Annotated in this window: 16 protein-coding genes; 7 read left to right on the top strand and 9 right to left on the bottom strand. The window is 73.2% G+C overall.

Annotated elements, in window-relative coordinates:
* Positions 1–255: 255 nt before the first annotated feature.
* Positions 256–1,152 (top strand): hypothetical protein, encoded by an 897-nt coding sequence (locus C6361_RS06565; RefSeq protein ID WP_107267122.1) that lies wholly within the window; start codon positions 256–258, stop codon positions 1,150–1,152.
* A 36-nt stretch (positions 1,153–1,188) separates the two neighbouring features.
* Here C6361_RS06565 and C6361_RS06560 read toward each other — a convergent pair whose 3' ends face one another.
* Positions 1,189–3,018: a glycoside hydrolase family 15 protein gene (locus C6361_RS06560; protein ID WP_107267121.1), complete on the bottom strand. Its 1,830-nt coding sequence runs from the start codon at positions 3,016–3,018 to the stop codon at positions 1,189–1,191.
* Positions 3,019–3,211: 193 nt separating this feature from the next.
* Between C6361_RS06560 and C6361_RS06555 the strand changes: the two genes are divergently transcribed.
* From C6361_RS06555 to C6361_RS06535, 5 genes are all read left to right on the top strand, one after another.
* Positions 3,212–4,393, top strand: a complete 1,182-nt coding sequence (locus tag C6361_RS06555) for an aromatic acid exporter family protein (RefSeq protein ID WP_107267120.1) — start codon at positions 3,212–3,214, stop codon at positions 4,391–4,393.
* A gap of 66 nt (positions 4,394–4,459) precedes the next feature.
* A complete protein-coding gene (locus tag C6361_RS06550; protein WP_234359372.1) occupies positions 4,460–5,659 on the top strand; it encodes an aromatic acid exporter family protein in 1,200 nt (399 codons plus the stop codon).
* A 325-nt stretch (positions 5,660–5,984) separates the two neighbouring features.
* Positions 5,985–6,659 carry a C1 family peptidase gene (locus C6361_RS06545; protein ID WP_369931410.1) on the top strand — a complete coding sequence of 225 codons (675 nt, stop codon included), beginning with the start codon at positions 5,985–5,987 and terminating at the stop codon, positions 6,657–6,659.
* A 42-nt stretch (positions 6,660–6,701) separates the two neighbouring features.
* Positions 6,702–7,040 carry a protease inhibitor I42 family protein gene (locus tag C6361_RS06540; RefSeq protein WP_107267118.1) on the top strand — a complete coding sequence of 113 codons (339 nt, stop codon included), beginning with the start codon at positions 6,702–6,704 and terminating at the stop codon, positions 7,038–7,040.
* 200 nt (positions 7,041–7,240) lie between these two features.
* Positions 7,241–7,687 (top strand): DoxX family protein, encoded by a 447-nt coding sequence (locus tag C6361_RS06535; protein ID WP_107256345.1) that lies wholly within the window; start codon positions 7,241–7,243, stop codon positions 7,685–7,687.
* Here the strand turns inward: C6361_RS06535 and C6361_RS06530 are convergent, their stop codons facing one another.
* The 8 genes from C6361_RS06530 to C6361_RS06495 form a co-directional block, all read right to left on the bottom strand.
* Complete coding sequence (locus C6361_RS06530) at positions 7,688–8,860, bottom strand: 4-hydroxybenzoate 3-monooxygenase (RefSeq protein WP_107267117.1); 1,173 nt, start codon at positions 8,858–8,860, stop codon at positions 7,688–7,690.
* Positions 8,861–8,937: 77 nt separating this feature from the next.
* Positions 8,938–10,224, bottom strand: coding sequence for an MFS transporter (locus tag C6361_RS06525; RefSeq protein ID WP_159079214.1), 1,287 nt, complete (start codon positions 10,222–10,224; stop codon positions 8,938–8,940).
* A complete protein-coding gene (locus C6361_RS06520) occupies positions 10,182–11,642 on the bottom strand; it encodes a benzaldehyde dehydrogenase (protein ID WP_107267115.1) in 1,461 nt (486 codons plus the stop codon). Before C6361_RS06520 ends, C6361_RS06525 begins: the two co-directional genes overlap by 43 nt.
* A gap of 52 nt (positions 11,643–11,694) precedes the next feature.
* On the bottom strand, positions 11,695–13,296 hold the full coding sequence (locus tag C6361_RS06515; protein ID WP_107267114.1) for a thiamine pyrophosphate-dependent enzyme: 1,602 nt from the start codon (positions 13,294–13,296) through the stop codon (positions 11,695–11,697).
* The gene (locus tag C6361_RS06510) at positions 13,293–14,171 is read right to left on the bottom strand and encodes an ABC transporter ATP-binding protein (protein ID WP_107267113.1); all 879 of its coding nucleotides are present in this window, start codon (positions 14,169–14,171) and stop codon (positions 13,293–13,295) included. The genes C6361_RS06515 and C6361_RS06510 overlap by 4 nt, the downstream gene beginning before the upstream one ends.
* Complete coding sequence (locus C6361_RS06505) at positions 14,168–15,037, bottom strand: ABC transporter permease (protein ID WP_234359371.1); 870 nt, start codon at positions 15,035–15,037, stop codon at positions 14,168–14,170. The genes C6361_RS06510 and C6361_RS06505 overlap by 4 nt, the downstream gene beginning before the upstream one ends.
* 38 nt (positions 15,038–15,075) lie before the next feature.
* The gene (locus C6361_RS06500; RefSeq protein ID WP_234359370.1) at positions 15,076–15,927 is read right to left on the bottom strand and encodes an ABC transporter permease; all 852 of its coding nucleotides are present in this window, start codon (positions 15,925–15,927) and stop codon (positions 15,076–15,078) included.
* Positions 15,924–16,886, bottom strand: coding sequence for an ABC transporter substrate-binding protein (locus C6361_RS06495; protein ID WP_107267112.1), 963 nt, complete (start codon positions 16,884–16,886; stop codon positions 15,924–15,926). Before C6361_RS06495 ends, C6361_RS06500 begins: the two co-directional genes overlap by 4 nt.
* Before the next feature lie 355 nt (positions 16,887–17,241).
* On the opposite strand from C6361_RS06495, the gene C6361_RS06490 reads away from it, so the two are divergent.
* Positions 17,242–18,426, top strand: coding sequence for a thiolase family protein (locus C6361_RS06490; RefSeq protein ID WP_107267111.1), 1,185 nt, complete (start codon positions 17,242–17,244; stop codon positions 18,424–18,426).
* Positions 18,427–18,436 lie beyond the last annotated feature (10 nt).

The following is an 18,436-nucleotide window of genomic DNA, read 5'->3' as shown; positions in this document are numbered from 1 at the left end:
CCAGGTGACGATGTCGATCGCGTACTCCGCCGTCATGGGCGCTATCCGCACACGAACATGCGGCGCCGCCAGAGCGACACGTGCTGCGAGTGCATGAGCCGCCGCACGTACGGGTCGGGGTGGGTACGCCGCGCGGCGAGTGTCCCGGACGGGCGAACGACGCTCCGCAGGACCGGGCCGCGGATCGGGTTGGATTCGATCATGCGACGGCCGGATGATGTGGAACCGAGTGGGGCAGCGGCCCGTCTGATTGGCATGAGAACGTGGCGAGGTGTCCGGATAACCTGTGTCGGCGCACTGCTTCTGCTGGTGGCCGCCTGTGCCCGCGAGGGCACCGGGTCGGGCGGGGACGGGCCGGGCGGCGGATCCGGCGGCGACTCCGGCCCCGCCGACCCGAACGGTGTGGTGCTCCGGGTGGAGCAGGTCGGCGGGTTCGTGGCGCCGGCCTCCCGGCTGACCCGGGTGCCGACGGTGACGATCTACGCGGACGGGCGGGTCATCACCGAGGGGCCCCAGCTCGCCATCTATCCCGGGCCGGCGCTGCCGAACCTCCAGCAGCAGCGTCTTGCGCCGGACCAGGTCGACCGGCTGGTCGAGCAGGCCCGGGCCGCCGGAGTGGGCTCCTCCATCGATCTTGGCCGACCGTCGGTCACCGACGTCCCGTCGACCCGGTTCACCGTGTCGTCCGCCGCTGGCGTCGACGAGCTGGAGGTCTACGCGCTCTCCGAGGGCGGGCAGGACGCGCCGGGGTTGACCGAGCCGCAACGGGCCGCCCGGGCCGAGTTGCAGAAGCTGCTCGCCGCGCTCACCGATCTGGCCGGGACGCTGGGGGAGGACAAGGTCGACCAGCCGCAGCCGTACCAGGCCCAGGCGGTCGCGGCGGTGGCGATCCCGTGGCGGCCGGACGACAACGGGCTGACCGCCCCGCCGGAGATCGCCTGGCCCGGCCCGGCCCTGCCGGGGTCACCGCCGGCACCCGGCGTCGACCAGGGCTGCGTCGAGGTACGCGGCGCCGAGGCGACCGCACTGCTGGCGGCGGCAGCCAAGGCGAACGCCCGTACGCCGTGGACCTCCGGCGGCGACCGTTGGCAGGTCGGTCTGCGACCGCTGCTGCCGGACGAGACCAGCTGCGCCGACCTCTCCGTCGACTAGCTTCCGTTCCGGCTTACGGATCACGAGGGTCGCTGCTCAGGAGTTCCGGCCCGACCGTTCCGCCCAGGCGTGCAGCGCCTCCCGGTCACCGGCGGCGTCCAGGTTCAGCGCCGCCTCGATCAGCGCCAGATGGGTGAAGGCCTGCGGATAGTTGCCGAACGCGATGCCGTCGGCGCTGAGCTGTTCGGCGTACAGGCCGAGTGGACCGGCGTGCCGGCACAGTTCGGTGAAGGCGTCCCGGGCCTGCTCCACCCGTCCGGCCAGCACCAGGGCCGAGACCAGTTCGAAGGAGCAGAGCAGGAAGGCGCCCTCCTCGCCGGGGAGTCCGTCGTCGGTCGTGTAGCGGCGCAGCAGCGCCGGGGCGACACCGAGCCGCTCACGGATCCGGTCGATGGTGCCGAGCACCCGTGGATCGGTGCCGGGCAGGAAACCGACCAGCGGGATGCGCAGCAGCGACGCGTCCAGCTCGGTCGACCCGTACGCCAGCACGAAGCTGCCGATCCCGGCGTCGTAGCCCCGGTCGAGGATCTCGGCGCGCAGGTCGTCCCGGGCCTGGCACCACGTCGACACCGGGGCCGTGTCGTCGCCGAGCATGCCGGCCAAGGTCACGCCCCGGTCCAGGCACACCCAGGACATCAGCTTCGAGTTGACGTAGTGCCGGCGCGGTCCACGGATCTCCCAGACACCGTGGTCCTCCTCCCGCCACCGTTCGGCCATCGTGTCGACATGGTGCCGAAGCACCGCCCACTCCGGTTCGGTCAGCTCGCCGGTCAGCTCCTGGTACGCCAGCGCCGCGTCCAGCACGTGCCCGTACGTGTCGAACTGCACCTGGTCGGCGGCCTCGTTGCCGACCCGGACCGGCGACGAGTCGGCATAGCCGCTCAGGTGCGGCAGAACCCGCTCCTCGGCCATGGGACCGGCGATCCCGACCACCGGTGCGAGCCGGTCCGCCGATCCGGCACAGACGTCGAGCAGGAACCGCAGATAACGCCGGCCCTCCTCGGCGTGGCCGAGCCGGAACAGGGCGAGCAGCAGCAGGGCCGCGTCGCGGTGCCAGGTGTAGCGGTAGTCCCAGTTGCGTACCCCGCCGACCTCCTCGGGCAGCGCGGTGGTGGCCGCCGCGACCAGCGCACCGGTCTCGTCGAAGCAGAGTCCGCGCAGCACCAGGGCGCTGTGTCGGACGGCCGCCGCCTCCACTCCGGTGTAGTCGCTCCGGGCCGACCAGTCCCGCCAGATCCGGCAGGTCTCGGCGAGCAGGGCGGCTCCGTCACCCGGCTCGGCCGGCCCGTTCCCCTCCGGCGGGCTGCCGTAGCCGAGCACGACGTCCACGCTCTGCCCCTCGACGAGCTCGACCTCGGCGCAGAGGTCGGTGTCCCGAAGCTGGAAGGGCAGATCGGCGTGGAGGCGCAGACACGGCTCCGGAGTCGACCACCGCGTGCCGGTCAGCGACCAGCCCGGGTCGCGGCGGCCGTAGTCCGGCCGGGCGGCGATCCGGACGGCCAGCCGGACCGTTCCGCGCTCCGCGGTGAGCCGGCGGACCAGCAGGCGGACGGCGTGGGTCGGTTGCTCGGCGGAGCCGGCCCGGAGGGCCAGGAAGTCGTGTCCGACGGCCGTGCCGGACGCCGTCCGGTAACGGCTCTCCAGCACCAGTGTCTCCGGCAGGTACCGCCGGTCCGGGAGGTCCGCACCGGCCACGGTCATCGAGAAGACGCCGGCCCGGCGGTCCAACAGCCGGGCGAAGACCGCGTCGCCGTCGAACCGTGGCACGCAGAACCACTCCACCGCGCCGTCCGGGGCCACCAGCGCCGAGGTGTGGGTGTCGGAGAGGAAGGCGTACGAGTCGATCGGCGGGAACGCGTCGGTCATGCCGACTCCGACGGAATCCGCTCGGGCGCGGCGTGGAACCCGGAGGTCGGCACCGACGAGTACCCCCGTTCTGGGACTGTGCGCCAGGATGCCCGCGCAGCGCTGCCGCTAACCTCGGCCCGCACCGCCGCTGCCGGTTCTGGGCGGACGGCCGACGCGGGGTTCGACCGGGTCGAGCGGGGTAGTAACGCCCATGGCGCTCCTCCGGGCCCTCCGCGAGCGTGCCGTGCCGTCCACCGATGCCGACGGCCGCCGGATCAGCGCCGCGCTGGCAGCGCTGCACCGACGGGGTCGGCGCAGCGGAGCGGCCCGACTGCGCCGGTTGCGTACCTATCTGGTACTCGCCGTGCAGGCCGGGCTGGCCGCCGCGCTGGCCTGGGTGATCTCGCACGAACTCGTCGGCGCGGCGGAACCGGTCTTCGCCCCGATCATCGCGGTGGCGGTCGTCGCCACCTCGATCGACCGGCGGCTGCGCCGCAGTCTCGAACTCATGGTGGGGGTGACCATCGGGATCGGCGTCGGAGACCTGCTGATCGCGGCGACCGGCACCGGACCGTGGCAGATCGGGGTCATCGTCGCCCTGGCCATCATGGTGGCGATCGTGTTGCGGGGAAGCTCGTCGCTGATCACCCAGGCCGGCGGTACCGCCGTGCTGATCGCCTCGCTCACCCCGATGACGCAGGATCTCGAGGTACCGCGGTTCGTCAACGCCGGGATCGGTGGCGCCGTCGGCCTGAGCGTCGCACTGCTGTTGCTGCCGCTGAACCCGCTGCGCCTGGTCCGGCGCCGGGTGACCCCGCTGTTCGAGCAGCTCACCAGGCAGCTCGCCGTGACCACCCGGGCGCTGCGGAACCGGGACGCGGAGCAGGCCCAGGACGCGCTGCACACGCTGTCCGGCGACCGGGAGCTGCGGCAGCTCCGGGAGGCGCTACAGGCCGCCCGGGAGGTGGTCACCTACTCGCCGTTGCGGTGGAGCCGACGCGGCACCCTGGCCCAGTACGAGGAGGGTGCCGAGCACCTGGAGCAGGCCTTCCGGGACAGCCGGGGGCTGGTCCGCCGGATCGCCAGCATGATCCGCGACGACGAGCCGGTGCCGGACGAACTGCCCGGTGCCGTCGAGCGGTTCGGCGCGGCGGTGCGGATGCTGCACCGGGAGCTGAGCGGTGGCCGGGAAGCCGACCGGACCAGGGCCGAGACGCTGCGGGCGGTCGCCGAGGCCGGCCGGGCCACGCGGGCCCGGCTCGGGTTCCACGGTACGGCGGCGGTCGCCCAACTGCGCACCATGGCGTACGACCTGCTCCGGGCCACCGGGCTCGACCGCTCCGACGCCCGTACGCTGATCCGCCGTACCTTCGCCACCGAGCACGGCGGGTAGTTCGCCCTGCACGCCGGGATCATGGGCTGGTCGGGTTGCCCGGCGCCGGGTCGGGTAGTAGCCGACATGCCGCCCCGCCCCCACTACCGGTCGCCGCTGGCCGCGGCCGTGCAGCGGATGCGCGGGACGGCCGGTCGAGCCCGGTACGAGGGGCGCCAGGCCACCCGGTTGCGAGTGCGGCAACTGGAGATCATCGCGGTGATCGCGGTGCAGGCGGGACTCGCGGCGGGACTCTCCTGGTGGATCGCGCACAACCTGCTCGGCAACCCGGGCCCGGTCTTCGCACCCACCGCGGCGGTCGGCACGATCGTCGCCGCCATCGGCCAGCGCGCCCGGCGCACGGTCGAACTGCTCGCCGGCGTGGGGCTGGGGATCGTCATCGGCGATGGATTGATCTTCCTGATCGGCACCGGACCGTGGCAGACCGCGGTCATCGTCACCCTGGCCATCGGGGTCGCGCTCGGCCTGGTGGGCCGGGGCGGGACGGTGGTCAGCCAGGTCGGCGGTACGGCGGTGCTGATCGCCACCCTCTCGCCCACCGAGCGCGACCTCGAACTTCCCCGGATCGTCGACGCGGCGGTCGGCAGCGCGGTGGGGCTCGTCGTGGTGGCGTTGCTGCTGCCACTCAACCCGATCCGGGTCGTCAACCGGGCGGCCGCACCGGTCTTCGCCATCCTCATCGGCCGGCTCCGGGACACCGGGGCGGCGCTGCGGGAGCGGGACGTGGGCCGGGCCACCCAGGCGCTGGACGGGCTGCGCGGGATCGAACCGGACCTGCGGCGGCTGCGCGAGGCGGTGAGCGGCGCGGAGGAGGTGGTCAGGGTCGCACCGCTGCGGTGGCGACGTCGGCAGGAGTTCGAGCGCCACGCCCGGGGCGTGACCGAGCTGACCCGGGTGATCGAGGGCGCCCGCGACCTGGCCCGGCGGGCGATCACCGTCGTCGACTACCGGGAGCCGATCCCGCACTGCCTGCCCGACGCGATCGAGATGCTGGCGAGCGCGGTACAGGAGTTGCAGCACCAGGCGCGGATCGGGCGGGACACCGGGGGTGCCAGTCGTCGGGCGCTGGTGGCGGCCCGGCAGGGTGGACGGGCCCGCCGGGAGGGACTGCACAACTTCGGCGACGCGCTCGTCACGCAGTTGCGGGTCTGCGCCGCCGACATCCTCCGGGCCACCGGTTGTCCGAGCCGTCAGGCCGGCCGGGCGGTACGGCGGGCGGCCCGGGACGGCGAGCGGGCCAAACCGGCGTACGACGACGTGCAGTGACACGCCGGCAGTTCGGCCGGACTCGCCGGATCGCACCCACCGGATTGCCCCCAGGGCGCACAATGGGTGCCGCGGCGGCTACGGGACGGGTTCTGCGGCGATGTCCGGGCTGGCCTGACGCCGTCGGTGTCCAACCGCCCGTCAGGGCCCGGCCGGAGGCGAGTCGATGGAACAGGAGAGGCGTTTCGCGGTGGATCCGCCGGAGACGAGCGCGGGCAGCATTCCCGGTCCGCAGCTGCTCGGCCGGCTCTACCGGCCCGACCCCCGGGACTGGGACATCCCGCGACTGCTGGAGATCGCGGAGCCGGCCGAGTCGATCCGGCAGATGACGGTGGAGCAGGTGCTCACCGAGACGCCGTACTTCTCGGACTGGCGGGCGTACCTGGTCTTCTGGCGTTGGTTGCGGACCCAGCGGCAGCCGACGGCGACCCCGGCCCCGAGCCGGGACAGGGCGCCGGCCTGGGAGTTGACCGTACAGCTCGACCAGGGGCAGACGGGCCACTGCGTCGGGTTCGGCTGGGCGGGCTGGGTGGACGCGATGCCGGTCGCCGGCACCTACCAGAACGCCGACGGCCACGCCCTCTACTACGAGGCCAAGGTGATCGACGGCGAGCCCGGCAAGGAGAACGGCTCGACCGTCCGGTCCGGGGCGCTCGCCGTCCGGGAGCGGGGCCGGCTCGCCGCGTTCGCCTTCGCGCGCACCACTGCGGAGATCGACGAATGGATCGACAACCAGGGCTCGATCGTGGTGGGCACCGCCTGGACCGCCGACATGTTCAATCCGGACGAGAACGGCTTCGTCAAGCCGACCGGTGCCGGAGCGGGCGGGCACTGTTATCTCATGCTCGACCGGATCGAGTCCGAGGACGCATACCTCTTCCAGAACTCCTGGGGGACGGCCTGGGGTTGGGGTGGCCGGTTCAAGATGAAGCGCGGGGACTTCGACGGGCTGCTTCAGGATCAGGGAGAGGCGTGCTGTGCGGTGGAGTTGCCGCACTAGCCGGCCGGGGAACCGCCCGCCGCGCCGAGATCGGGGTACGGCGTGGCGCGCCTTGAGCTGACCGAGGCGGACGCCGGCCGGTCCTATCCGGCGGCACCGGGGGATCTGGTGGTCGTGCAGCTCGCCGAGACGCCCAGTTCGGGCTACCGGTGGCAGCTCGACGCGGTGGACAGTGCGGTGCTCGCCCCGGCCGGGGACTCGTTCCGGCCGGAGCGGGAGGGGTGGGGTGGCGTCGGGAGCAGGCAGCTGCGGTTCACCGCGACCGGGGCCGGCCGGACCGCGCTGCGACTGGTGCTGTCGCGCGGCTGGGAGGCGGGGGAACGCCCGGCGCGGCGGTTCGAGGTGACCATCCACGTGACCGACCCGGTGCGGTCGGACTGATCGGCCGTTCAAATTGGAACTTTTCCAATTTGAACGGCGCGACTCGTTCGTCTCGCCTTTCACCTGCGAGTCCTGAGCGGCCGCAAGGGGGCGGGTAAAGGACCTATCGGGAAGGCTATTGACAGCTATCAATGTGAATGGATAGCGTGACTCTGCCGTGGGACCCAACAGCTATTACTGCTAGTCGCAAGGAGTGTCCCATGTCCAATGCCCGAGTCACCGACCTCGTGACCACGCTGTTCCGGATCGTGCTCGGCCTGCTGTTCGCCCTGCACGGCGCCGCCTCCCTCTTCGGGATCTTCGGCGGCAACCGGGGGAGCGGCGAGGCGATCGCGATCGGCACCTGGCCCGGGTGGTACGCGGCCCTCATCCAGTTCGTCGGCGGACTGCTGGTGCTGGTCGGCCTGAGCACCCGCCCCGCTGCGATCATCTGCTCCGGCTCGATGGCGTACGCGTACTTCGTGGTGCACCAGCCCGACGGGCTGCTGCCGCTGAACAACGGCGGCGAGACCGCCGCCCTGTTCTGCTGGTCCTTCCTGCTGGTCGCCGCCCTCGGCGGCGGACGGTGGTCGCTGGACGCGGCGCTCGCCCGGCGCCGGGGCCGCAGCGTCGCCCAGGAGCCGGCCACGGTGGCCGCCACCCCCTGATCAGACCTCGGGGAGACCGACGTAGTTCTCCGCCAGACTGGTGGCATACGCCCGGGACGAGGTGAGGTAGCGCAGCGTCGAGAGCTGCAACCTCGCCTCGTACGGGTCGTCGGTGTTCAGCCGGTGCAGCAGCGAGGTCATCCACCAGGAGAAGTGCTGGGCGCGCCAGACCCGCCGCAGCGCGGTGTCGGAGTAGCCGTCCAGCAGGTCGTCCCGGCCCTCCCGGTACCAGGCGGCGAACGCGTCGCCGAGCAGCGTCACGTCGGCCAGCGCCAGGTTCATCCCCTTGGCACCGGTCGGCGGCACGATGTGCACCGCGTCGCCGGCCAGGAAGAGCCGCCGCCACCGCATCGGCTCCACCACCAGGCTCCGCATCCCGGTGACGCTCTTCTCCAGGATCGGCCCGGTGTTGAGCGTCCAACCCGGAACCGTCTCCAACCGGGTACGCAGCTCGGCCCAGATCCGCTCGTCGGGCCACTCCGCCAGATCGGTTTCCGGCTCGACCTGGAGATAGAGCCGGGAGATCTCCGGGGAACGCATGCTGTGCAGCGCGAACCCCCGGTCGTGGTGGGCGTAGATCAGCTCCTCGGCCGCCGGGGCGGCCGCGGCGAGTACCCCGAGCCAGGCGAAGGGATAGCCGCGGTCGTACTCGGTCAGCTCGCCGGCCGGCACACTCGCCCGGCTCACCCCGTGCGAGCCGTCGCAGCCGGCGACGAAGTCGCAGTGCAGCTCCTCGTCGCGGCCGTGGTGCCGGAACCGGATCACCGGCGAGTCGGAGTCGAGCCCGTCGAGGCGTACGTCCTCGACCTCGAACCGGAGGTCACCCCCGGCGGCCGTACGGGTGGCGATCAGATCCTTCACCACCTCCTGCTGCCCGTAGACCGTGATCGCCCGACCGGTCAGCTCGGTCATCGCGATCCGGTGTGCGGCACCGCCGAAGCGCAGCTCGATGCCCTCGTGCCGGAGCCCCTCCCGGTCCAGCCGCTCACCCAGCCCGCACCGCCGGAGCAGGTCGACCGAGCCCTGCTCCAGCACGCCGGCCCGGACCCGGTGCTCGACGTACTCCCGGCTGCGGCACTCCAGCACCACCGACCCGATGCCGGCCCGGTGCAGCAGGTGCGACAGCAGCAGACCCGCCGGCCCCGCCCCGACGATCCCGACCTGGGTACGCATCGTTCACTCCCCGACCTCTCGCGACTCTCCCGAACCGATCTCTCGCGACTCTCCTGAACCACCGGGCCGCCGGCACGTCACACCTGCCGGTCCCGGCCCGCACCGAGTGCGCTGACCGCCATCACCGCCGTCACCACGACCAGGGCGGCGAGCGGCAGGCCCCAGCCGGCGCTGGCGTCCCGGAGCGCGCCGACCAGCACCGGCCCGGCGGCGCTGAGCAGGTAGCCGATCGACTGCACCGCGCCGGAGAGCTGCCGGGCCGACCCGGGTGTCCGGGCCCGGAGCACCAGCAGGATCAGGGTGAGACTGAGCGCGGCGCCCTGGGCGAGCCCGGCCAACACCGTCCAGAGCAGATACCAGGAGGGCACGGCCAGCAGGCCGAGCACCCCGGCCGCCCAGCCGGCGCAGATCACCAGCGCCAGCCCGCGCTGGTCGGGCCGGCGGACCGCCAGCGTCGGCACCACCAGCGCGGTGCCGATGCCGAGCAGGTTGAACAGCGCCAACGCCGCGCCCGCCCGGGTCGGCGCGACGCCCTGGTCCCGCAGCAGGCTCGGCAGCCAGGTGAGGATCGCGTAGTAGAGCATCGACTGCGTCCCCATGAAGACGGCGACCTGCCAGGTGACCGGCGAGCGCAGCACCCGGCCGCTCGGCTGCGGCGGCTCCGCGGCCGGTGCGGTGTGCCGGCGGCGCACCTGGGGGAGCCAGCCGAGCGCCGCCACCCCGGCGAAGGCGCCGAGCGCCAGCAGGGAACCCCGCCAACCCCACCCCAGCGCGTACGCCAGCGGCGCGCTCACCGCCGCCGCCACCGTCGCCCCGGTGGTCATCGAGGCGGTACTCAACCCGGTCGCCAGGCCCGGCCGGCCCGCGAAGTGCTGCTTGACGGCGCTCGGCACCAGCACGTTGCCGATGGTGATCCCGGCGCCGATGATCGCGGTGCCGGCGAGCATCCAGCCCGCGTGCGGCAGGGTCCTGGTCAGGCTGCCCAGCACGATGCCGAGCATCGCGGCGAGCAGCGCCCACTCGATGCCGATCCGGCGGCCGAGCAGCGCGGCGAACGGGGAGAGCAGCCCGAAGCAGAGCACCGGCAGGGCGGTGAGCAGCCCGGCGGCGCTCCGACCCAGGTCGAGGTCGACCTGGAGTTCGGGCAGCAGTGGCGGGACCGCCGCGATCGCCGCCCGCAGGTTCAACGCCAGCAGGACCAGCCCGAGCAGCGTCAGCCAGCCGCCCCGGCCCATTCCGAACCGCCCGCCGCCCGGAGCGGCCGAGCCGGCGTCGTCGCCCGGCTCGGCGGCCCGGGCGTCCGGGACCGGAGACTCGCGGTTCAGAAGGGGTACCTCGTGATGTCGCCCTGCACGGTCACCCACTGCGTCTCGGTGAACGCGGCGAGGTTCGCCGCCGTCCCGCCCAGCCGGGGGCCGTTGCCGGAGGCGGCCACCCCGCCGAACGGGGCGACCGCCTCGTCGCTGACCGTCTGGTCGTTGATGTGCACGATGCCGCTCGGCACCCGCTCGGCGAAGGCCAGCGCCTTCATCACGTCCCGGCTGAGGATGCCGAGCGAGAGGCCGTACTCGCTGTCGGCGGCGAGCTTCGCGGCCTCGTCCAGGTCGCCGAAGCGCAGTACCGGGGCGACCGGGCCGAAGACCTCGTGCGCGTACGCCGGGGTGGCCGGGGTGACGTCGGTGAGCACCGTCGGCCGGTAGAAGAGGTTCTCGTACGTCCCGCCGGTCACCAGGGTCGCCCCGGCGTCGATGCTGCCGGTGACCAGAGAGTGGATCTTGTCGCGCTGCCGCTCGTCGATGATCGGCCCGAGCGCCACGTGCTCCCGGGCCGGGTTGCCGACCGGCAGGTGCGCGGCCTTCTCGGCCAGCCGCTCGACGTAGTCGTCGGCCAGCGACTCGTGTACCAGGTGCCGGCCGGTGGTCATGCAGATCTGCCCCTGGTGCAGGAAGGAACCCCAGGCACCGGCGGAGACCGCCAGCTCCAGGTCGGCGTCGTCGAGGACCACCAGCGCCGAGTTGCCGCCGAGTTCCAGCAGTACCCGCTTGAGGTGCCGGGCGGCGGCCTGCCCGACCTGGCGGCCGGCCGACGTCGAGCCGGTGAAGCTGATCAGGCGGACGTGCGGGTCGGCGACGAGCGCCTCGCCCGCCTCCGGCCCGCCCGGCAGCACGTGCAGTACCCCCGGCGGCAGGCCGGCCTCCTCGAAGATCCGGGCGACCGCGACCCCGCCCGCGACGGCGGTCCGCGGGTCGGGCTTGAGCAGCACCGCGTTGCCCAGGGCCAGCGCCGGGGCGACCGAGCGGACCCCGAGGATCACCGGCACGTTGAACGGGGAGATCACCCCGACCACACCTACCGGAAGCCGGCGGGCCAGGCTGAGCCGGGGCTGCGCGCTCTGGATGATCTCGCCGAGCGGGTGCGAGGCGAGCGCCGCCGCCTCGTAGCACTCCTGCGCGGCGGTATCCGTCTCCAGGGTCGCCTTCGGCGGCACCGAACCGGTCTCCCGGACGATCCAGTCGCCGACCTCGGCCGCGTGCTCCTCCCACAACCGCCCGGCCCGGCGCAGCACGGCGGCCCGCTTGTCGTAGGGGGTCGCGGCCCAGTCGCGCTGGGCCTGCGCGGCGCGGGCTGCGGCCCGGGCCACGTCGGCGGCGTTAGCGATCCCGGTACGGCCGATCTCGTCGCCGGTGGCCGGTTCCCGTACCGCCGCGTCACCGCCGTCGGCCCGGACCCATCCGTCGCTGAATATCCTGCCGTGCCAGTCGGTCGAGTCGAGAAGAGTCATCGGAACCTCCCTGGGGTGGTGGCGGTGCGCCGCCTCGGCGACGCGGAGCGGGTCACGGCGCGAAGTGCGGCTCCGGGCTGACGGCCACGTCGAGCAGCAGCGGTTCGGTCCGCTCGGCGAGGCCCGGCACCACCTCGTCGAGCACGGCGAGGAGTTCCGGATGGGTCCGGATCCGCCGGGCGGGGCAGCCGAACGACCGGGCCAGCCCGTACACGTCCACCTCGCCGAAGGCCGGCCAGGGCGGCTTGCCGCCGTACTGCTCGGTGAGCCGGTCCAGCACCGCGTACCGGCCGTTGGCCAGGACCACGTAGAGCACGCCGCAGCCGTACCGGGCGGCGCTCCAGAGTCCCTGCACGGCATAGAGCGCCGAACCGTCACCGAGGATCGCCACCACCGGCCGGGTCGGGTCGCCGAGCCGCAGTCCGGCCGCGGCGGGCAGCCCGAACCCGAGGCCGCCCATCGCCGCGCTGACGAAGCCGCGCGGTTGCCGGGCCGGCAGCATCCGGTGCAGGTCCGGTCGGGTGGAGGGGGTCTCCTCGACGAGTACGACGTCGGCCGGCAACCGCCGGGCCAGCGCGGCGAAGACGTGTGTCGCCCGCAGCGGCTCGCCGGGACCGGGTGGCGGCACCGGAGCCGGGCCGGGGCGCTCCGGGGCGGGACGGTTCCGTCGGGTCACCCGGGCGGCGAGGGCCTCGACGCAGGCGGCCGGGTCGGCCAGTACGGCGAACTCCGCCTCGCTGCGGTGCACCTCGGCCGGGTCGGCCGAGACCACCGCGACGGTCAGGCCCGCCGGCAGCAGCGGGCCGGGCTCGTAGACGTACTGCCGGAAGGCGGCGGTGCCGACCACCAGGGCCAGGTCGTGCCCGTCCAGCGTGGCGCGCAGCCGGGACCGGGCGGCCGGCAGGTGACCGGCGAACCGGGGATGGTGCTGCGGGAATCCGGCCCGGGCGCCGAACGCCTCCTGCCAGACCGGTGCGCCGATCCGGTCCGCCAGGGTCGTCAGCGCGTCCCAGGTCGCCCCGTCGTCCGCTCCGGCGCCGACCACCAGCACCGGGGCGGTGGCGGCGTCGACGAGCCGGGCCAGCTCGTCGAGCGCGGGGCCGGGTGCGAGCACCGGCGGGTGGACCCGCTCCGGCGCGGCCCGGCCCAGCGACGGGTCGACCTCGGCGGTCCAGTCGTCCATCGGCACCACCACCAGGGCCGGGCCGCGCCGCAGGGTGGCCTCGTGCCAGGCCCGGCGTACCGCCGCCGGCACGTCCTGGGCCAGCACCGGCTGCTCCACCCAGACCGGGTACGGGCCGGCGAGCTGGTCGAGCCGGCCGGCGAGGAACGGCTCGGCGGCGAGGTGCCGGCGGTCCTGCTGCCCGACGAGCACCACCAGTGCGGCCCGGTTGACCCGGGCGGTGGCGAGCGCCCCGACGGCGTTGCCCAGGCCGGCCGTGGTGTGCAGGTTCACCACCGCCGGCCGTCCGGTGGCCAGCGCGTGGCCGGTGGCCATCCCGACCACGGAACCCTCGTGCAGGGCGAGTACGAAGGTCAGGTCGTCGGGCAGGTCGGCGAGGAAGGCCACCTCGGTCGAGCCCGGGTTGCCGAAGATCCGGTCCACGCCGTACCGGCGCAGCACCGCCAGGGTGGCGTCCCGGACCGTGGTCATCGGCTTCCCGCGTCCGTTGGCTGGCGGGCCGGCGTTTTCCCGTCGGCCGGCCCGGTGCCGGTGCTCCAGCCGCTCTTGGCCCGCTGGATCTGGCCGAACACCTGGGCCCGCAGTTCGGCGAAGCGGGCCGACGAGCGGGTACCGAGCTGGTCCCGCTCGGCCGGCAGGTCGATCGCCACGTCGTCGAGGACCACGGTCGGCGAGCCGGAGAGCACCAGTACCCGCTGGCCGAGGTAGACCGCCTCGTCGATGTCGTGCGTGACGAAGAGGATGGTCACGCCGAGCCGCCGCCACAGCGACCGGACCAGGTCCTCCAGGTCGGCCCGGGTCTGCGCGTCGACGGCGGCGAACGGCTCGTCCATCAGCAGGATGTGCGGCTCGTACGCGACCGCACGGGCCAGCGCCACCCGCTGCTGCATGCCGCCGGAGAGCTGCCACGGATAGGCGCCCGGCACGTCGCCGAGGCCGACGGCGGCGAGCGCCTCCTGCACGAGTTCCTGCCGGCGGGACCGGGTCAGGTGCTTCTTCTGCTTCAGCGGCAGCTCGACGTTGCGCTGCACCGTCATCCACGGGAAGAGGCTGCGGCCGTACTCCTGGAAGACCACGGCCATGCCCGGCGACGGACCCTGCACGGGCGCGCCCTCCAGGAGCAGTTCGCCGGAGGTCGGTGGGAGCAGGCCGGCGATGCACTTGAGCAGGGTGGTCTTGCCGGCGCCGGAGGGGCCGACCACGCAGACGAGTTCGCCGGCACCGACGGAGAAGGTGAGGTCCCGGACCGCCTCGACCGACCGCCCGCGCCCGCTGTACACCTTGCGCAGTGCGCGGACGTCGAGCAGTGCCTCGGTGCCGCCCTGGCGGGGATCTGTCGGGTTCATCGCTGCCCATCGTCTCGTTGGGAGTGCCGCAGGCCGAGGTACCAGCGCAGGGCCGACCGCTCGAAGAGCCGCAGCAGCATGGCGAGCAGGAAGCCGAGCAGACCCAGCAGCAGGATTCCGGTCCACATGTCGGTGACCGCGAAGGTCCGCTGGAACTGGATGATGGTGAAGCCGAGCCCGTTGTTCGCGGCGAACATCTCGCTGATCACCATCAGGATGATGCCGACCGATAGGGCCTGGCGCAGGCCGGTGACGATCTGCGGGGAGGCGGACCGGACCACCAGGTGCCAGAGCCGGGCCGGGCCACGGATGCCGTAGCAGCGGCAGGTCTCGGCCAGCACCTCGTCGACCGCCCGCACCCCCTCCACCGTGTTGAGCAGGATCGGCCAGACGCAGCCGGAGAGCACCACCAGCACCTTCATGGTGTTGCCGAAGCCGGCGAAGAGCATCAGCACCGGCACCAGCACCGGCGGCGGGATGGCCCGGAGGAATTCCAGCACCGGCTCGCAGAAGGCGCGGACCCGCCGGAAGGAGCCGATCAGGACGCCGAGCCCGACGCCGACGGCGACCGCGAGCAGGAAGCCGGCGGCGAGCCGCAGCAGGCTCGGTAGCACGTCGGCGCGGAGCCGGTCGCTGTGCCACCAGACGTCGTCGAAGCTGGCCAGGATCTCCGACAGCGGCGGCAGGTAGAAGGTCTCGCTGTCGGCGGAGAGCACCCACCAGAGGGCGAGCAGCCCGAACGGCAGGCCGAAGACGGCGGCGCTCCACCACAGGGCCCGGCCGATGGCCGCCCCGATCCGTCGCCCCCGGCCCGCCCCCGGTCGGCGGAGCACGTCACCGCTCACCGACCGTGCGTCACCGCTCACCGGCCGCACGTCACCGCTCACTGGCCGCACGTCACCTTTCACCGGGTGCCCTCGCCGCGTACCGAGGGGTGCCAGGAGAGCACCGCGCGTTCGAGGCGCCGGGCCAGCACGTTGACCGCCACCCCGAGCAGGCCGGTGACGATGATCAGGGCGTACATCGTGTCGACGGCGCCGCCGGACTGGGCCCGGTTGATCTCGTTGCCCAGCCCCGGGGCGCCGACGATCAGTTCGGCGGTGATCGCCAGGATCAGCGCCACGGCGGCGGCGAGTCGTACCCCGGTCAGCAGGTACGGCAGGGCGGTCGGCCAGAGCAGGTGCCGGATCCGGGCCCACCGGCTGAGCCGGAAGGTGTACGCGGTGTCCCGGGCGACCGGGTCGACGTCCCGGACGCCGTAGAGCACCTGGACGAGTACCTGCCAGAACGCGGCGTAGACCACCAGGAGCAGTACCGAGCGCAGGTCGGTGCCGAAGAGCAGCACGGCGAGCGGGATCAGCGCGACCGAGGGGATCGGCCGGAGGAACTCGACGGTCGAGGCGGTGAACTCGCGCAGCACCGGCACGGTGCCGAGGACGAAGCCGACCACCACGCCGAGGGCGACCGCGATCGCCAGGCCGAGGAACCAGCCGCGCAGCGTGTCGGCGACGGCCGTCCAGAACCGGGACTCGCCGAGCAGTTCGCCGAGGGCGACCGCGATCTCGCTGGTCGGTGGCAGGTAGTTCGCCGAGACCAGGCCCAGCCTCGGCACCAGTTCCAGCACGAGCAGGAAGGCGGCGAAGCCGAGCAGTCCGAGCAGGGCGGTGTCGCCGCGCGGCCGGCCGGTCCCGCCGGACCGGCCGGCCGGGGCCGGTGCGGTCGCGGCGGGCGGTGGCACGGTGGCGGCTCGGGTCACGGGAGCAGTTCCGCGACGTCGACCTTCTCCTTGAGCAGCCCGTCGGTCAGCATCAGGTCCGCCAGGGTCTGCACCGACTCGCGGTTGATCTCGGCGGGCCAGGCCGGCAGAGTGATCTTCGCGGCCACCGCCGGCTCGATCTTGGTGTACGTCTGGAGCACCTGGCGGGCCTCGTCCGGGTGCTCCTGGGCGTACTTCAGCGAGGTCTCCATCGCGGTCTTGAACCGCCCGGTCAGGTCGGCCTTCTGCGCGATGGTCTGCTCGGTGGAGAAGTAGGCCGCCACCGTCATGTTCGGGATGGCCTCGGCGAAGTTGTAGGCCACGACCCGGGCGCCCTGGTTCTGCGCGATGGTGAAGAACGGCTCGACGACCATGGCCGCGTCGACCCGCTTGCCCAGCACCGCCGCCGGCATGTCCGGGAAGGGCAGTTCGGTCCACTTGATGTTCGACGGGTCGCCGCCGGCCTTGCGGATCGAGGCCCGGGTGGTGGTGTCGGTGATGTTGTTCAGGTTGTTGATCGCGATGTTCTTGCCGGCCAGGCCGGCCGCGTCGGTGATCGGGCTGTCCGGCGGTACCACGACGCCGCCGAAGTCCGCGCCGGGCTTGCCGGTGGAGGAGTTCCCCACCGTGATCGCCTTGACCGGGATCCTCTGCGAGCGGGCGGTGATCAGCGAGACGACGTTGCCGAAGGCGAAGTCGAACTGACCACTGACCACGCCGGTCACCGCGATGGAGCCGCCGGTGGTGTTGACCACCTCGACCTCGATGTTCTGCTCCTTGAAGAAGCCCTTCGCGATGCCCAGGTGCAGCGGGGCGACGTCCACGATGGGGATCGCACCGACCTTCACCCGGTCCACGCCGCCGGATCCGCCCCCGGCGGGGTCGTCGGACGAGGATCCGCAGGCGGCGACGGCGAGGAGGGCGGCAACGGCGGTGCTGGTGGCGGCGAGACGGCGCATCGGGTCTCCCGGCGTCCGGCGGTCCTGTCGGGACCGGGCTGAAAGGCTCCCGAAGGAGCCCTGAGGGGTGGTGGTGGTCGCTAGCCGAACGAATGTTCTCATTTGGAACGTTGGCACAGTGACCGAGTTCACGTCAACCAGCGCCCCGCAACTTATCCGCAACGGCACCGGGCGCTGCGCCGAGCGGCACCGGGACCTCGTTGACGGATCCGGAGGCGGGGATTACGTTCGTCATAAGCACGGGAGTCCGCATGTCGAACGGGCGTTGACCGGTGGACCGGACGCGTCGAGGGGGCCCATGACGACGACCGCCGGTAGCGTCGGACCGACCCGGCGACCCCGGCAGTAAGGAGACATGGTGACCAACGACGTGTACGTCCTCGACGCCGTACGCACCCCGATCGGCCGGTACGGCGGCGCCCTCGCCGGAGTACGCCCCGACGACCTCGCCGCGCACGTACTGCGCGAGCTGACCCGGCGCAGCCCCGACCTCGACCCGGCCCGGATCGACGACGTACTGCTCGGCAACGCCAACGGTGCCGGCGAGGAGAACCGCGACGTGGCCCGGATGGCGGTCCTGCTCGCCGGGCTCCCGCCGACCGTGCCCGGCGCGACCGTCAACCGGCTCTGCGGCTCCGGCCTGGAGGCGGTGATCGGCGCCGCCCGGGCGATCGCGGTCGGCGACGCCTCGATCTGCGTCGCCGGTGGCGTCGAGTCGATGACCCGGGCACCCTGGGTACTGCCGAAGCCCGAGACCGGCTATCCGCGCGGGCACGAGACGTTGCACTCCACCACCCTCGGCTGGCGGATGGTCAACCCGGCGATGCCGGCCGAGTGGACCGCCTCGCTCGGCGAGTGCACCGAGATCCTCGCCGAGCGGTACGGGATCTCCCGCGCCGAGCAGGACGCCTTCGCCGTACGCAGCCAGCGGCTCGCCGCGCAGGCCTGGGCCGCCGGGGCGTACGCCGACGAGGTGAGCGCGGTACCCGGCACCGAGTTGGAGACCGACGAGAGCATCCGGCCGGGCACCAGCACCGAGGCGCTGGCCCGGCTCAAGCCGGTGTTCCGGCAGGACGGCACGGTAACCGCCGGCAACTCCTCCCCGCTCAACGACGGGGCGAGCGCGCTGCTGCTCGCCGACCGGGCCGGTGCCGAGGCGGCCGGCCGGACCCCGCTGGCCCGGATCGTCTCCCGCGCCGTGGTCGGCATCGAACCGCAACTGTTCGGGATCGGCCCGGTACGCGCCGCCGAGGAGGCGCTGCGGCGCGCCGGCATCGGCTGGTCGGACCTGGCCGTGGTGGAGCTGAACGAGGCGTTCGCGGCCCAGTCGCTGGCCTGCCTGGCCCAGTGGAAGGAACTCGACCCCGAGATCGTGAACCCGCAGGGCGGGGCGATCGCCCTCGGCCACCCGCTCGGCTCGTCCGGCTCACGCATCCTCGGCTCGCTCGCCTGGCAACTGCACCGCCGTGGTGGTGGGCTGGGCCTCGCCGCCATCTGCATCGGCGTCGGCCAGGGCCTGGCCGTCGTACTGGAAGCCTGACCGGAGGACG

Origin of the sequence: Plantactinospora sp. BC1 (assembly GCF_003030345.1) — a bacterium.
Taxonomy (GTDB): domain Bacteria; phylum Actinomycetota; class Actinomycetes; order Mycobacteriales; family Micromonosporaceae; genus Plantactinospora.
This window is presented reverse-complemented; position numbering and strand designations above follow the sequence as displayed.